Annotated in this window: 15 protein-coding genes; 7 read left to right on the top strand and 8 right to left on the bottom strand. The window is 34.8% G+C overall.

Features of this window, described 5'->3' with window-relative positions:
* Nucleotides 1-868, top strand: an 868-nt coding sequence (locus H4K33_RS13290; protein ID WP_182649769.1) for a type IX secretion system membrane protein PorP/SprF, incomplete at its 5' end; no start/stop codon positions are given.
* Nucleotides 869-879: 11 nt separating this feature from the next.
* Nucleotides 880-2,820, top strand: coding sequence for an OmpA family protein (locus H4K33_RS13285; RefSeq protein ID WP_182649767.1), 1,941 nt, complete (start codon nucleotides 880-882; stop codon nucleotides 2,818-2,820).
* A 123-nt stretch (nucleotides 2,821-2,943) separates the two neighbouring features.
* Here the strand turns inward: H4K33_RS13285 and H4K33_RS13280 are convergent, their stop codons facing one another.
* The gene (locus tag H4K33_RS13280; protein WP_220485329.1) at nucleotides 2,944-4,191 is read right to left on the bottom strand and encodes a LuxR C-terminal-related transcriptional regulator; all 1,248 of its coding nucleotides are present in this window, start codon (nucleotides 4,189-4,191) and stop codon (nucleotides 2,944-2,946) included.
* Nucleotides 4,192-4,470: 279 nt separating this feature from the next.
* Complete coding sequence (locus tag H4K33_RS13275) at nucleotides 4,471-5,178, bottom strand: LuxR C-terminal-related transcriptional regulator (protein WP_182649763.1); 708 nt, start codon at nucleotides 5,176-5,178, stop codon at nucleotides 4,471-4,473.
* A gap of 661 nt (nucleotides 5,179-5,839) precedes the next feature.
* On the opposite strand from H4K33_RS13275, the gene H4K33_RS13270 reads away from it, so the two are divergent.
* The gene (locus H4K33_RS13270; RefSeq protein WP_220485328.1) at nucleotides 5,840-7,012 is read left to right on the top strand and encodes a LuxR C-terminal-related transcriptional regulator; all 1,173 of its coding nucleotides are present in this window, start codon (nucleotides 5,840-5,842) and stop codon (nucleotides 7,010-7,012) included.
* A 6-nt stretch (nucleotides 7,013-7,018) separates the two neighbouring features.
* Nucleotides 7,019-8,218, top strand: coding sequence for a helix-turn-helix transcriptional regulator (locus H4K33_RS13265; protein ID WP_182649759.1), 1,200 nt, complete (start codon nucleotides 7,019-7,021; stop codon nucleotides 8,216-8,218).
* A 187-nt stretch (nucleotides 8,219-8,405) separates the two neighbouring features.
* Here H4K33_RS13265 and H4K33_RS13260 read toward each other — a convergent pair whose 3' ends face one another.
* The 6 genes from H4K33_RS13260 to H4K33_RS13235 form a co-directional block, all read right to left on the bottom strand.
* A complete protein-coding gene (locus H4K33_RS13260) occupies nucleotides 8,406-9,899 on the bottom strand; it encodes a carboxypeptidase regulatory-like domain-containing protein (RefSeq protein WP_182649758.1) in 1,494 nt (497 codons plus the stop codon).
* A 15-nt stretch (nucleotides 9,900-9,914) separates the two neighbouring features.
* Nucleotides 9,915-11,291, bottom strand: coding sequence for a CsgG/HfaB family protein (locus H4K33_RS13255; protein WP_182649755.1), 1,377 nt, complete (start codon nucleotides 11,289-11,291; stop codon nucleotides 9,915-9,917).
* Between the two features lie 7 nt (nucleotides 11,292-11,298).
* Nucleotides 11,299-11,700, bottom strand: a complete 402-nt coding sequence (locus H4K33_RS13250) for a curli assembly protein CsgF (RefSeq protein ID WP_182649753.1) — start codon at nucleotides 11,698-11,700, stop codon at nucleotides 11,299-11,301.
* A 2-nt stretch (nucleotides 11,701-11,702) separates the two neighbouring features.
* The gene (locus H4K33_RS13245; RefSeq protein ID WP_182649751.1) at nucleotides 11,703-12,416 is read right to left on the bottom strand and encodes a CsgE family curli-type amyloid fiber assembly protein; all 714 of its coding nucleotides are present in this window, start codon (nucleotides 12,414-12,416) and stop codon (nucleotides 11,703-11,705) included.
* A 90-nt stretch (nucleotides 12,417-12,506) separates the two neighbouring features.
* On the bottom strand, nucleotides 12,507-13,001 hold the full coding sequence (locus H4K33_RS13240; protein WP_182649749.1) for a hypothetical protein: 495 nt from the start codon (nucleotides 12,999-13,001) through the stop codon (nucleotides 12,507-12,509).
* 79 nt (nucleotides 13,002-13,080) lie between these two features.
* Nucleotides 13,081-14,298, bottom strand: coding sequence for a hypothetical protein (locus H4K33_RS13235; RefSeq protein WP_182649747.1), 1,218 nt, complete (start codon nucleotides 14,296-14,298; stop codon nucleotides 13,081-13,083).
* Nucleotides 14,299-14,707: 409 nt separating this feature from the next.
* Here H4K33_RS13235 and H4K33_RS13230 point away from each other — a divergent pair, with 409 nt between their 5' ends.
* The 3 genes from H4K33_RS13230 to mnmD are packed head-to-tail and all read left to right on the top strand — an operon-like array spanning nucleotide 14,708 to nucleotide 16,357.
* Nucleotides 14,708-15,223 (top strand): DUF4920 domain-containing protein, encoded by a 516-nt coding sequence (locus tag H4K33_RS13230; RefSeq protein ID WP_182649745.1) that lies wholly within the window; start codon nucleotides 14,708-14,710, stop codon nucleotides 15,221-15,223.
* A gap of 6 nt (nucleotides 15,224-15,229) precedes the next feature.
* The gene (locus H4K33_RS13225; protein WP_255493719.1) at nucleotides 15,230-15,682 is read left to right on the top strand and encodes a hypothetical protein; all 453 of its coding nucleotides are present in this window, start codon (nucleotides 15,230-15,232) and stop codon (nucleotides 15,680-15,682) included.
* Nucleotides 15,683-15,688: 6 nt separating this feature from the next.
* Entirely contained in the window at nucleotides 15,689-16,357 is a 669-nt protein-coding gene (gene mnmD / locus H4K33_RS13220; RefSeq protein WP_182649743.1) for a tRNA (5-methylaminomethyl-2-thiouridine)(34)-methyltransferase MnmD, read from the top strand.
* Nucleotides 16,358-16,537 lie beyond the last annotated feature (180 nt).

Here is a 16,537-nt window from a genome sequence, read left to right as displayed (position 1 = left end):
GACCTATGCCCAACAAGATCCACAATATACACAATACATGTACAATCACTCAAACATCAACCCTGCTTATGCGGGTAGTAATGAGGGATTAAACATCTTTGGCTTGTATCGCACCCAATGGGTTGGGGTAGAAGGAGCTCCCAAAACAGCAACCTTATCCGTAAATACTCCTTTGGGAGATTCAGGATTAGGATTAGGAGTAAACTTTGTCAATGACCATTTAGGGGTAATGGATGACAATACCTTATCGGTAGATTTATCGTATGCTATTGATTTGAATTACCACTACAAATTGGCCTTTGGACTGAAGGGATCAGCTAATTTACTGGATGTGAACTACAGCAAGTTGCACATTTACAATCCATCTGATCCTGTCGCTGAGAGTGATATTAAGAACAAATTCACACCCAATATAGGAGCGGGCTTGTTCTTGTACTCAGACAAAGCCTATGTAGGCTTATCTGCCCCGAATTTGTTGACTCGTTCTCGCTACAACGACAACGACATTAAAACACTTCGCGAGAAACTGCACGTGTATGCAACAGGGGGTTATGTTTTTGATTTGAGTAACGATATCAAATTCAAACCAGCTGCGATGGTAAAAATCGAGCAAGGCTCGCCATTGCAAGTAGACGTATCTGCGAACTTTATGTTTGTCAATAAGTTTACAGCGGGTATTGCTTACCGTTGGGATGCTTCGGTGAGTGGTTTGGTAGGCTTCCAAGTTTCGGAGAACATTTTTGTAGGTTATAGCTACGATGCAGAGACGACAAAGCTGGCTAATTACAACTCCGGATCACACGAGATCTTTATGCGCTTTACATTGTTTAACGGCTTTAAGCGCATCACCGCGCCAAGGTTCTTCTAAAAGGAAAAAGAATGGTAAAACAGATCATACAACTGAGTATCTTAAGTGCAGCTTTGAGCTTTAGCCTTGTAGGATACAGCCAGATAAAAAAAGAGAAACAAGCCAACAAAAATTTTGATCGCTTGGATTACACGAAAGCAATTACAGGGTATCAAGCGCTTGTTGAGAAAGGAAAAACCAATACGTCTATCTTACAAAACTTGGGCGATGCTTACTATTTCAACGGAAAATTAGCAGAAGCCAACAAGTGGTATACAGCTCTTTTTGAAGGAACGTATGAGGATAAAGACACGTCACTATTGCCCTCAGAATACTACTATCGCTATGCACAAACACTAAAATCCGTAGAGAACTACGACAAGTCGAAAGAGTTGATGGATCAGTTTGCTGCGATGGAAAAAGAAGATTCTAGAGCCAAACGCTACAATCAAAATCGAAATTATATTCAGCAGATAGAACGTATACCCTCAACATATGCTGTTGATATATTGGATATTAATAGCGATTATTCCGATTATGGAGGAACCGTAGTTGGAGATCAGTTTGTATTTACATCTGCTCGTGATGTAGTACAAGATATCCATAGCTGGACAAATGAACCATTCACACAATTGTATCGTGCTACAATACAGGGGACAGGAAGATTAGAAATGCCCGTATTAGTTGACTTTGCTGATGATTCACAAGTCAATGAAGCAACTGCTGTTTTCTCTAAAGATGGGAATACGATGTATTTTACACGTAATAACGCTAAGAAAAATGGAAAAAGTAAACAAAATAAAGATAAATCATCCTTATTAAAGTTATATAGAGCGCTAAAGCAATCGGATGGGAAGTGGGGACTAGTAGAGGAATTGCCATTTAATTCAGACAATTTTAATACATCCCATCCTGCTTTAACACCGGATGGTAAATGGCTGTATTTTGCTTCTGATAGAGCGGGAACAATGGGACAATCAGATTTGTTTCGCGTAGCGCTATATGAAAATGGAGGATATGGAGAAGTAGAAAATTTAGGAAATACAATCAATACCGAAGGGCGAGAGAGTTTTCCTTTCATTTCTTCGGACAACCAATTGTTTTTTGCCTCTGATGGTCATTTGGGGTTAGGTGGACTTGATGTTTTTGTGTCAACAATAAAAGAAGATGGCAGTTTTGGTCCTGTAGAAAATCTTGGAAAACCAGTAAATAGCAGTTTAGATGATTTTGGATTCTATTATGATGCTGGTAGAGGACATGGATTTGTATCTTCGAACCGTAGTGAAGGAAAAGGTGGAGACAATATATATGCCCTTGTCAAACACTGTTTACATGAAATAGAAGGAACAGTTTACGATCAGCGTACCAAAGAAAAACTTAGCAAGGCAATAGTTACGATTGTAAATCTTGCCGATAAAAAAGAATATCAATTTACTACAGATGTCGATGGAACGTATCGCATAACTGATATTGATTGCGGTACAAGATACGCTGTTAAAGCAAGTAAAGAAACGTATAGCGAAGTTGAAGTTGTGTTACAAGCTAAAAATGAAACAGGAACTTATACGGTTCATTTAGGACTTGAAAAAACGATGGAGGTTCACGATGATTTAGTGAAAAAATTACAGTTAAAACCGATCTACTTTGATTTTGACAAATCGAATATTCGCAAAGATGCAGCGATTGAACTGATGAAAGTCGTGGAGGTTATGAAAGAATATCCAACGATAAAATTAGATGTTCGTTCGCATACAGACAGCAGAGGAAATGATACTTATAATATGAGTTTATCAGATCGCCGTGTAAAATCAACAATAGCTTGGTTAATTAAGCAGGGTATTGATCCAAATCGTTTAACAGGTAAAGGATATGGAGAGAGTCAATTGCTGAATAAGTGTAGCAATGGCGTACCGTGTACTGCTGCAGAACACCAGTTAAACAGACGTAGTGAGTTTATTATCCTAGAGATATAAAGCTACGTTATCAAGTATTGAAAAGACGCAAGCAATTTTTTTTTGATAATCCAGCTGTGGGATTTAAAATAATACAGTAAAAAAAGGGTGTTTTTTAGTAAACACCCTTTTTTAAAATACACGCTATTTTTTCTTTTTAAATAATAGAGCTTGATTTCTATTTTTGACTTCTAGTTTGGTGTACAAATTGCTGATGTGGTATTTCGTTGTACTTAGCGAAATAAAAAGCTTATCTGCTATTTCTTGATTACTCATATTTTCCCAAATACACTGAAGTACCTCTGTTTCTCTTGTGGTAAGGTTATGTGTAATTCTCAAATTTTCTAAGGTATCAAGTAAAGGGCGATAATGCATTTTAGAGGGCATATCTGCGTTTTTATTTAGCAATACAAGATAATGATTGATTTGTTCTTTATAACCATTGTTTTCATCTTGTAGGTCGCGTACTTTATAAATAATAGCAAATGTGATACTAATTAATTCGATATTGCTAATTAGGCGGAATGTATCCAGATTAAACCAAGCAAACTGATTGGAGTTGAAATAGATGTAAAGAAAGTAACCTACACCAAATAAAAGGATTAATCCAAAAGTACACAGTAAAAAACGCGCATATACGTTCTTTTTGAACTGCGTTGCCGCTAAGATTAAACAGAAAAAAGGAGGTAAAAAACACAAAATATTAATCAAGTGTTTTAACGTGGTTAACGCCAAAAAGCTTTGTATTGTTGATAAGAAAAGGATAGCAATAAAAAGAGAAATAAAGATCAACTTATAACTTTGAAATAACTGTTTAATATCTAAAAAATAAACCGTGAATAAGCAGGCTAAAAAGGAAGTAAGTGGAACATTCCAAATTAATAATACACTCATTTCCCAATGACCATTCGAGATGTAATAGAACATACCATCTTCAAAAAAAAGGGAAGTAAAAATGCTGATTTGTAATAAACTATAGGTTATAAAGCGTTTATCTTGAAAGATAAAGTAGAAGACTAAGTTGAAAACAATAGACATAATAGCGATACCATAATAGAGCCCGATGCGTAAAAGATGAAAAGATTCTGAAACAGCAAATTGCGTTTGTTCTTCAATTACAATCGGAAGGTTTGTTGTATCAATCTGTTTGAGATTAACATAGTAAGTAGACTCTTTTGTATTGAAATTATACTGAGCAAATCTAGAGCGAATGGAATTGTTTTTACTGTCAATATTCGGAGTTAACGCTCGAAGAGAATCTTTTTGAAAGACGTATAATTCATAGTCATAGATATGAGGATTCTGAATTTGAAACGTCATATCTGTGTTTAACTCACTCGGTTTGATTGTTCCTTTGATCCAGGTATTGTCAAAAGAATCAGAAGCAATCATAAGATTTGATTGAGTAGGGTGAGGTCTAAATGTTAAATGCTGCACGGAAGTTTGAACTGTATTGTTTGCATGTAACGAAAGACAAATAAAGAAAAGAACCAAAACTAGGCGTAAGTTTTGGAACAATGAGGGACTAAATTGTTGCATTGTTTATGTTGTTAGGGGACTAATCAGAAATAATAAAACAAGCGTTCAAAATGGTATAAATAGTTGTATTACTATTGAACGGCTGGTTATCAAACACTTGTTTTTTTATACTCTTTAAGGGGAAGAGTAAGACTAGTATTCAGCACAGCTTATTTTTTTGACCAATTCAATAAAGCTACTACTATTAGTTTTGTATAAAATGTTTTTTCGATGTGTTAAAATGGTATTCATACTCACATTGAGCATACCTGATATTTCTCTACTCGTTAAACCTTCTTTGATTAAGGTTAAAATTTCAAGTTCGCGTTTAGTTAGATTAAAATCATTGTTCAAATCCAAGTAAATGCTGTGGACCTTATCAAAAATTTTGTAGTCATTTTGGGCACAAAAATTTTTTTGATCTTGAATTTTATGGATAATCAACGTTTTGGCTAAATGTCCTTGATCATCTACTTCTAGTGCTTGGCATTCTTGTTTGATCCGCAAATAGGTTGCATCTGCTTTTTGAATCCTGTAGCTGTACTTCGTAGTATAGCGAAAGTGTTCTTCAAATTTTAGGGCATTGGTAAATGCTAATCTTTTTTCTTCGTTTTCGAAAAAATAAGATTGATCTGCTGGATGAATCAGGTCAATGAGAAAATTGAGGTTAAAACCATCCGTATGATGCCCTGTTATTGCAGTAAAAGCAGAGTTAATAAATAGAATAGTATCTTCTATACAATCGTAAATAAAGAAATAAGTACAGAGTTGTTGTCCGACTTTTTCTTTTTTTGTGGTATTGGATCTTGCATTTTGTTTATTGTACAAGTCTAACCATTGGGATTCTGTAGAATTGTTCATAAAAAAGGAAGTTTTTTTCGTTGGTAAGTAAAGTAAAAACACGTGGAGTAGTTGATGCTCCACGAGTATATCTGACACTAGATTTTAGGGTAAATCTAGAGGAATTGCTAATAATAGTAGCAACAAGCAAAAGGCAATAAAAATTAAGCCAATCACAAGATTTTGTGGGGTAAATTTTGTTTTAGCCAGCATAGGTGAGTTTGTGTTTAGTTGATAAATAAAAGTATTGGTTTTAGGGTGAAACATGAGTACTGTTCTTTATTTTTCCAAACGACCGTTTAAAGGGGGGAACGGCTAGGAATGTTGGTTTGTTGTTTGCATTACAAAAATGATGAATTGTAGGTAAAAACCAAGTTTTTGGAAGGGTAGTATTTGGGTAGTTTTTGGTATACAATAAAATGAAACACAAACTAAAACCAAACCTGATGTTTTTAATGTTTTGATTATGAGGTTTTTAATTTGTTTTTTAGTGTCCCCTTTTGGGTGGACATGCCAAGGGACAAAACTCAAGGTAAGGGAACGGAATGGTTCCTTTTTAAGTGATTATTTGCGAATTTTTTAAAATAATAAGCTACAGATGTAAAAATAATTATGCTATTTTAGCGTATAGTTGTATGTATAGACTCTGATGATGATAAAAACTCTTCTACATTTATCGATTATGTTATTGATGTTTGGCACATTTTGTCAAATGTATAGTCAGACGTATGATTTTGTTGAGATTGGAAAGAAGGTGACAAAGCACAATAATGACAGTGAATTTGATCAAACTATATTGCTTTTAGAACACATTATAGAAGACAAAAAAGCGACCCATTATGAACGTTATCAAGCCTACAGTTTAAAGTATCAAACGTATAAGCGATTGTTCATTTACGACAAGGCAAATTTCAATTTAGATTTAGCATTAGAAGAGGGGTTAAAAAGTGAACACAAAGAATTAGTCTCAGCTCAAGTGAAGTTGGAAAAATTATTTTTAGCCTTTGATTCGCTTAAATTTGATGAAGTTAATCAGTTGCTTTTGGCAATAGATGACGAAGATTTGAAGTATATCACATTTCGAACCCAAGCCTATTATTACGCAGTATTGGGTACGATGGAATTGAAGCGTAATGAGCTGAAAAAAACAGAACAATATTATAAAAAATCGATCACCTTACTTGAAGAACACGATCCTCAAAACTTACCGATGATTTATCGCAAACAAATTGATCTATATCGCAAAATGAATCAATATGATAAATCGATAGAGAGTTTTGAAAAAGGGTTGTATTATGCCAAAGAGTACAATATTGACGTTTATGTTTTGAATATGTATTTTGATTTGACGTATTTCTATAAGCAAATTGGCAACTTAGAAAAGGCAGTTCAAACGCAAGAAATCTGTAATATTTTAGCTAAAGAATATAACGAAGGCGGAGTATTAGGTCGACTTAATGTATTAGAGAGTCAGCTTATGCAAGAACGAATTATGAAAGAAGAAAAACGCGATCGTTTTATTATCCTATCATTAACTGGTTCTTTATTACTGGTACTCATTCTCTTGCTTTTGTTATTTAGATACCTCAATCGAATAAGAAAAAACAAACAACAATTAGAGGAAGAGAATGAACGTTTGCGTAGCGATATCTTACACCTATTTAGCAAGACAGAAAGTGATGTTTCAAATCCTGTTCGATTAACAGAGAGACAGACTGAAATTATTGAATTGGTCAAACAAGGGAGAACGAATAAGGAAATAGGCAATATGCTGTTTGTTTCAGAGAACACCGTAAAATATCATTTAAAAAACATTTATGAAGTGTTGCGCGTCAATAGCCGCGTAAAATTATAAGTAGCAATGAAAGTTTGGATTACTTTTTTTATAGGAATTTGGAGCGTGCTGGTTATGGGAAAAACACCAGAAATTCTAGAACTTGAACAGGAAATTGCTGAATTGAGTAGGAAAGAAGAGTATGAAGTAGCCATAGAAAAGCTCCAATGGATAGTTTTAGATCCTACTAGTTCTAACCTAGTTAAAGCAGAAGCTTTTTTTCTCAAACACGAAATTTATAGTAAAATTGGAATTTATACGGAAGCAGAAAGCAATTTAAAGTGGTTTTTGCAGCAAGCGGTAAAAGACAAAAAAACAACAGACAGCTATGAAGGGCGTTACAAATTATTTTCTGCAGTTCTTTATTATAAGCAGTACGAGTACCAAAAAGCCATTGCACTTGTCGAAGAAATAAGACCGTATAGTTCAGCATACTCATCTACTGAATATGCGTTGTATCTCTTTTTAGAAGGATTGTATAAAATTGAAAAAGAAAAGTCCTACAACAGCGCATTAATTGATTTGGATGTTTCAATCGAACTACTCAAACAAGAAAAATCAGATTATTTACCGATGGTGTATAAAGAACAATTGCGTTTGTATATGCTATTAAACAAGCACGAAAAGGCGGTTGAAAGTTATGAGCATGGATTGCGTTACGCAGAAGAATTAAAAGTAACAACAGAGGTTCTTGAGCTTCATCGTCTTTTGGCCGACTACTATCAATCTATTGGATGGAATAAAGAAAGTTTAGCGCTAAGTGAGGCTGTATTGATAACAGGTACAGCTTATAGTAGCCCCCATTTAGGTAGTAAGCTTTACTTTGTAGAGAAAGACGTTTTAAAGCGAAGTAAAGTATTAGAACAACGAAAGAGCAAAACGATTCAAAGCATCCTACTCGGATCTGTCGTAGTGGTTTGTCTTTTGATTGGGTTTTCATTCGTTTCTTACCAGAAAAACAGAAAGAGAAAAACATTAATTGAATTAGAGAATCGCGAATTAAAAACAAACTATACCAGCTTAAAGCAAGAAAAAGAAAAGAAAAAAGAACAAGAAGATCAACCCGTATTGACAGAACGACAAGCAACTATTTTGTCTTTGGTCAAAGCAGGTAAAACAAATAAGGAAATTGCGCTCATTTTGTGTATATCAGAAAATACGGTAAAATATCACTTGAAAATAATTTACAACTTATTAAAAGTAAATGGTAGAAGTGAGTTGATATAAAAAGAAAAGGCTGTCTTGACAACATAAAAGACAGCCTTTTTCACATAAAAATAATTGTACTTATTTTAGTTTTATTGATAAACTAAAGAGTAAACTGATAAAAAGTACGTACAGTAAAAGAATAAAATAAAGTGTACTGTACTTTTTTAATATAGCAATTAGTTTCATTTTTGTTGATTATTTAATGTTAATTCCAATCGGGCATTGCGGCATTTTTAAATTTTTCCACTCTTGTTTTGAGGAGATTATTCAACTCTTTGATATAAACGTGTTGTGGTGATCGTTCATCGTTAGAAGTATTAGTAAAAATTACATACGCTTCATTTGGTGAAAAACGAGGTTCTAGATCATTGGTGCCAGGTTCAATCTCAGTTGATATTTCTGTCGATTGATTGGCAACGCTATCATAAATAAAAAGTTTAGAACTAATTCGACGGTAGTTTCTGTTTTCAGTTCCCTCTAGATCATAAGCATAAAGGACCTTCGTACCGTTGTTAGAAAGTTGTAAACCACTACTAGCACCAGGTTTATCTTTCAGTACCGTAAATAAGTGATTTCCTCGAAAATCGATACAAAAAATATGTACTTGATACCCCATTGCATTGTTGGTTTTTAGAGCAATACGCTGTTGCTCCACATTGACATCAACCTCCGAAATAAAAGAGCCATTTTTGGTTTGGTACAGGAGTTGTAAGCCTTGTCCATTTGAATTAATCGCATATAGTTTATCGAAATTGGCAAAGTAAATTTGATTGCTATTAGCGGGCCAACTAAAAGTAATTTCATTGAGATTAAAGCCGTTGGGGTTAACAGAAGAAGTAATTTTCTTAACGTTACTTCCATCGGTGTCCATGGTGTAGATATCTAAAGCTGTTCCATTAGATTGAAAGAAAGCAATTTTATTTGCTGTTTCGTTTTTTCTAGGTCTAAAGCTATTGTATTTAGAATCTGTAAGTTGAAATTCATTTCCTTCATCATCTGAAGAGAAAATAACTAAATTGTCTTGGATTTTTTTGGTGTAAAAAAAGCGATTGTTTTTTGGTGCATTATATACACTAAAGCTCCCCATTTCACTTTTTACGGGACTATTTACTTGATCCTCTACAGTTACTTGCCAAAAGTATTTTACCCCTAGTTTTAGATGGGAATATTCAAATAGCGTATCCTTAATTTCGGTAAAAGTTTCTACTGTTGTATTTGAATCATTCTTTAGTGTTAAGGAATAGCTGTGTTTCGATTTATCTTTATCTTTCGACGACCATTTGAAAACAACCGCCGTTGATTTTATTACTTCATTGTCAATCGGTGTGATCAATTTTGGAATAGCTGGAGCGGGTGGTGTATTTTTTGCTGATGTCAGCTCAAAAATTACGTTGCTTGTTTTTCCTTCATAAACCGTAACACCTTTAAAAGAGGTGGTATAACCTTTTGCTTCAGCCTTAACAGAATATTCCCCCTGTTTAAGCGTTTCTAAAACAAAATTTCCTTTATCATCTGTAAATACAGTAGTTGAACTAGGAGAAGTTTCTATTTTTACATTAGCTAATGGTGTGTTTGATTCTGCTGCTACAACTTTTCCCGTAACGCTTCCCGTACCATTTTCATCTACATAATCCTCACTACAAGAAAGGAAGAGAAAAAGAAGAGGGAACCAACTGAATTTTATAAGTAAGTGTTTCATTGTGTTGTGTCTGTTTTAAAAATAGTATTTGAGTCCTAAACCAAAATTGAAGTAATAATCCTTGTATTTACCTTGTTTAACACCTTCTAACTTATCTGTAAAAGTGAAGTTCTGTTCAGCAAAGGCAAAAAGAGCATAGGAAGAGTTGAAACTGTAGTTTAGACCAGCTCCATACTGTATTTTCCAATAGAATTTTTCGTCTCTTGCTTCCCTTTTCTGTGTCATAAAGTAATCGCCAATTACACCAGGACCAAGGTAGAGGTAAGGAGAAAGTTTATCTTGTGGAAGTAGGAATGCACGTAAATTAGCATCAATACTGTATTTTTGGTTGGTATAACTTTTTCCTGTTCTAATTTCGATTGGAGTAAAGTTGAGTTCAACAGCAAATGTATGAGACAGTTTTCGAGCATAAGCCAATCGAAAAGCATAACCAACTTTCTTCTCCTTGAGATCGCCATAGAAGAGATTTACTCCACCTGCAAGGGCAAGTTCATTTTTCTGTTTGCGTTCAATTTGTTCTCGTTCATATAGCAAAGTAGCTTCTTCTTCTTTTTTTAGTGCATTGTAAGAAGCGAGTAACCTGTCATCGATATCTTTACCGTCTTTTGTTTTCCATAAACTAGCCTCAATTCCTTCAATAATCATACTTTCAACTGCTTTTTCAATAGCGTCTTTTAAGGCGAGTTGAATCGGTTCATTTGCTGTAAATCCAGTTTCAACTTCGAGTAGACGCTGAAAGTTTACATACTTAAAAAGACTGGCAGATACTGCTTGAGATAAGATGGTTTTAGAAACATAAACTGTCTTCAACACTTTTCCGTTTGTGGTAGAAACGGCGCGTAAGTAAACCGTAATGCGATCTTGACGATATTGCGTCGATCCCCCTACACCGAAGTAGCGAGCACCGGCACCGCCAGTAAGTATATTAGAATCGTAGGAAACAATTCCGCCTTCTAATAAAACTCCCGCAAATAACAAAGGAGGTAATTGCTTTTGTGTATTGTCTCCCGCTTGTCGATATTGTTCACGGGTGGTATTGATAATGTTTCGTTCATTTAATAAATTTCCAAGGTTTTCTCGTTCCACAACAGTAAACCAACCACTATCTTCTAGTGCTTTGTTTAGCATTGTCGTTCCTCCTTGGGGTACTGCTGTACTAAAAGAACTACCCACTTCAATATTTTTGTATTGACCTGTTTGATCTCTGAAATTGTAAACACCAACAACAATAGGTTCACTTGGTTTGGGTAAGTTTTTTAAAGTAGTACTGGTCGAAGTTATTTCGCCAGTACGAGCACTTTGTTTGGCAACGGGCTGATTGAGGTAAGCACCACAATTAACCAACAAACTACTCAGTAAAATCGTTACTAGGGGAAGTCGTAAAAAATTCATTATTCAATTAATTGGTAGGCATTATGATTTGAGTTTGTTCACCATTTTCCGTATTGAGAATATTAATAACCATTCCTTCTAGTGAATCGTAAATTTCAACAGACAAACTACCCAAGGTAAAAGTTCCTTCCTTTAGCTCAGAGCCAAAAGAATCACTGAACAATTGACGGGAAATCTGGTTTAATAATTGACTATTTAAGCGTTCCGTAAACTGATTTAAACTATTCGTTGTTTTGGGCTTTGTCGTTGCAGGATCTTTAAAAGAGTTTTGTGCATTTGCAGAACTCAGCATCATTTGGTAGTTAAAAACTTCACCGCCAAAAAAGGGATTCATCGGTTTGTATGTCAACTGTTGTGCTGAGCATAAAGAGGTGATGAAAAAGGCAAATAAATAAAATGTGAATTTCATTGTTAAAAAGTTTTAGTTCGTTGGTTGTTTATTCTTAGTTGTTCTAGATGTCTTAACGTCAGCGTCAATGCAGTATTACTCATTGATTTGAGGTAATCATATTGCGTGCGAACGAAGAATTCAAAAATGAGGGCTTGGTTTGTTTTGAGTGTTATTTTGGTGTTGTTTCCCAGTGTAATTGTTTCTGTAATCGTTATAATATGCTCTGAGTTAATATTGCTAGATAGATAGTTTGAATAATAGAGTTGATAAAAATCTCGACCAGCTTTTGTCTTTGTTTCATCCACTACAATGCCTTTAAAATTAATTTGCCCGTAGGGAATATCTTCTTGTTTGGCTTTATTCGCTTCTTCTTCGATTTGTTGGGTTAGCGTTTCTTTTATGTGATCTTCATTTCTAGTCTCGTTGATGACGTGACGTGCTGTTCCTATTAATTTGTCATTGACATCATAGAGGAGTAAGAGAATAATCAGTCGATCTTCACCTGTTAGGTTTACTTGGGTAGAAGAAAGCGCAATGCGTTGAAAAGGTTCAAGAACTTGACGTCCACTTTGGTCGTTTTTAGATTGATTATGAGTGAGTAAATTGGTCTTAATTAGAGATAGTTTATACGATATACTGGTTGTGATTTCTGTTTTACTCTGTGCTATACTTGTAATGTGCAGTTGATCAGTATCTTGTTTAACATCTAGAATAGCTTCAATTTGCGTATTCATGATTTGAGCATTTGAATGAAAAAAACTAAGAAAAAAAAAGAGGAAGTAGATAAATGGTGTTTTCATAAGAACGTTGATTAGCACTAGTTTCTAATTGAAATTTCTTATAATTAGTGTTTTATCATTTCCTTCTAGGGTTATTTTCATGTCTTTTGACATGGAGTTTTCTCCAAAAATTGACACCTCTTGTTGGTTGCCTTGTTGAATAAGTTCTAGTGTTTGTTGTGCGCTAGAGTTGAAGTTGTAACTTTCAAATGAGTTTTGATCACCGTATTGAGCGATGTTGTGTCTGATGTCTTCCCCTTTTGCTATAATATCAATATGGTTGTTGTCACCTTGTTGTGTATAAGTCAAATCAGCGGTATGAGATTGAACAACTGTTTGAACCGTGTTGTTATGGCCAATTTGTAAAACGGCCACTACATTATCTTGTTGGATCGCGGTTTGATTCAAGATCTCTTTTGGTGCATTTTGGATCAACAATTGACCTTTGTGTTCAACGACTTGTAGTGCCATCGGATTTTCTTGTGCTATGCTGGGCAAACAGCAACAAAAAATAAATACAGAAGCAAGATAAGTTTTCATGATAGAAAATAGTTGAGGTTAAAAATGAAAAGAAAAATTGACTGGTAGAACTACCAGTCAATTTAGTTTTAGCCAAAGACTAGTTTAATCCTTGTGTAATAGTTGCCATGTTTCCTACTCCAGATTGGCTAATTACATTTTGATGTGAATTACCTGTTTGGTTTAGTACCGCATTGTTGTTTGTTCCATCTTGCATAATTACGGAGTAATTAAGTCTTCCATCTTGAGAGGTATACGCTTCGTTACCTTCGCCTACTTGAGCTACATAATTGTAGTTGTTTGCTCCTTTTTGTGTTACTTCAGCTCTGTTGTATGTACCATCTTGATAAAGATCAGAAGTTTGGTTAGCATCATATTGAACAACATGAGCCACGTTTCCATTTCCTATTTGTTCAATCATTGACTCAGAATTGTCAATTTGGTAGCTGTATGCGCGGTTGTCATTTCCTTCAACACTGATAACAGAAGAACTGTTATCACCGAATTGGTCGATGCTAACGATGTTGTCGTTTCCTACGATATCCATTTCAGCATTATTGTAATCACCCTCTTGGTTGAATTTTGTTGTGTTAAAACGTCCAGTAACAGCCAAGTTTGCTGTATTACCTTCACCACCTTGTGATACTACATTCGTGTTTGAAGTACCTGATTGACTTCCGCTATATGCATTCCCGTTTCCTGCTTGACCGATTGCAGAAGTATTGAATGATCCAGCTTGTACGAAATCTACACTGTTTTCATCTCCGTTTTGTGTGATTGTCGAATCATTTCCTAATTCTCCTTGTGTGAATGCAATCGTATTGCTATTTCCATTTTGTTCCATCACAGAGAAGTTTAAAGCACCTGTTTGTTCAGAAACGATTTCGTTTCTTTCTCCGTTTTGGCTAATAGTTGAAGCGTTAAGGTATCCATCTTGAGTAGCGTAGATACTGTTGTATTCTCCTTCTTGTGTATTTACAGCTCCATTTGCACCTTCTCTTTGGTCAACAACAGTTCTGTTGTCTAATCCACTTTGGTTGATTTCTACAGTTTGTCCAACACCATATTGTGCAACAGAAGCTTTATTCTCTTCTCCAGCTTGTTCAACGTTAGAGTTGTGTAGGCTTCCGCTTTGTGTTAGTGTAGTTGTGTTTCCATCTCCTTCTTGGTTTGTTGCAGCGTTGTTAAGTAAAATACCCGTTTGAGTTACCGTCGTGTTATTTCCTGACCCAGCTTGTGTAAGGTTGTTTTTGTGGCTTTGAGCACTCGCTGTAAAACCAATTGCTAGCATAGCTAGACTTAGAACTACTTTTTTCATACGTAATAATAATATTAAAGGTTTGTTTAAAAAAAATGATTTATTTCGGTTAATGATATGTTAATATATAAAGCGGCTATCTTTATCTTGTTCTTTATTTGTAAGGCAAATATCACTTAATCATTGATTTACTGAAATACCCTATTTAGGGTATTTTTAACTTTTTGTAACGAAAAAGGCTTCTTTTTTTGTTAAAAAATAGAAGATAGGAAGCGGTGTTTGATCCTGATAGTAAAGGGGTTATGTTGCTGGATTTCGCAAAAGACACAAAGTTGAATACCTACTTTTTTAGTGCGATTGACCTGTAGTTTTTGCGAAAGAGGCCTGACAAAAACGAAGAGAGATCGTCTATCTTTTTTATTTTGTTTTTTAATTATCTTTGGATGAATAATTCGTAGCAATCAATCACATGAAACACCTAGTATTAACACTTGGGTTACTTGCTTTAGTAACCGTTAGTTGTGTAAAGAAATCAGATCAAAAAAACGAGTTAGAAACAGTAGTTTCTACAAGTGAAAAAGAATATGAAACATTTGGGCAAGACTTAGATAAACAGCAAAAAGTATTGTCTAAAGAAGCCATGTGGAAAGAATTTGAACAATTAAAAGAAGGTGATACTTTGCGTGTCTCATTTGCCTCTACAATCAAAGAAGTTTGTCAGAAGAAAGGGTGTTGGATGCAAGTTGATTTAGATCAGGAAAAAAGTAGTTTTGTTCGATTTAAAGATTATGGTTTTTTCGCGCCTATGAATGCAGGTGGACATGAGGTGGTTATGCAAGGAAAAGCATTTGTGTCAGTTGTTTCAGTTGATGAATTAAAACACTATGCAAAAGACGCTGGAAAAAGTGAAGTAGAAATAGAAGCTATTACTGAACCAAAAATCACCTATGCATTTGAAGCGGATGGTATCGCTATTGCTAAATAAGAATCAATGAGAATACAATTTGCAGTTGTACTGTTGCTACTCACGGTTAGTATGAGCTGTCAACACGTAAACAAAGAGAAGAAACCTCAAACCGAAACCAAGCAAGAGCGTAGTGGATTTCAGCTGTATGAAATGTCCGAAATGGCCGCGCTGATGGAGCAAATGTATGTAGATAATCAACGCATTCGCGATCGAATAGTACAAGAAATAGAGATTGATGATACTATGCCAACCTTACATCATCGTTTGTTTAGTGCTGTGATGACTGATCCTTCTGAGAGAGATTTGTTTTTTGAAACTCAAGCCCGTGCATTTATTCAAGTAGAAGAAGAATTTTATGCCGATCCAAATCAAAAGACCAAAGAAAAATTCAATGCTATTGTTCAAGCGTGTCTAAGTTGTCATCAGAAAAAATGTGGAGGACCTATTCCAAGAATAAAAAAACTATTGATTCCTTAACAGACAATGAAGAGAAAAATAATTGTAACCTCTGATGGATCTCATTCGTTAGAAATGGAAGAATGGGGAGAAACCTATCACTCAATTCACGGTGCTATACAAGAATCTAATCACGTATACATTGAACAAGGATTGATGAAATTCATCCACCAAGAAGAAATTCACATTTTAGAATTCGGTTTAGGAACAGGATTAAATGCCTTTCTAACTATGGCAGTTCTTGTACCTAAAGAGAAAGCACTTGTGTATCACAGCATAGAAGCTTTTCCTTTGAATCAAGAAGAGTATCAGGTTTTGGATTTTCCTTCCTTGCTTCCTGAATTTGAAGAGGGCAAAACTTTATTCGCTACTTTACATCAAGCAGATTGGAATCGAGAAGTACAATTGCACAAACAGGTTGTCATACAAAAGTTACAATCAAAATTTGAAGAGGTGACTGTCGAAACAAATTATTTTGATATCGTGTATTTTGATGTGTTTGGATATCAATTTCAACCACACCTATGGTCAGAAGAAATCTTCAAAAAAGCATACGATAGCCTGAAAAAAGGAGGAGTTTTAGTAACCTACGCCTGTAGATCAGCAATAAAAAGAAATCTAAAGGCTGTTGGTTTTACCCTAGAAATAGTACCCGGACCACCAGGTAAAAGAGAAATGACTTTGGCGTTTAAATAGTCGCGCTGAATGTAAAAGAAGGCTTTAAAAAAAGCCCCACAGAAATATTTATTCTGTGGGGCTTTTTTTTGTTTAGGAACTAAAAGATTGATCGTTAAGTATCTTTTTCTGTTTTTTTATTATTCATTTTTTTTAAAAATATTTAAATTATTGTAAAATCATTATAATTTTATAAATATT

It is taken from the genome of Myroides sp. WP-1 (genome assembly GCF_014145635.1).
Classification (GTDB): Bacteria; Bacteroidota; Bacteroidia; order Flavobacteriales; family Flavobacteriaceae; genus Flavobacterium.
This window is presented reverse-complemented; position numbering and strand designations above follow the sequence as displayed.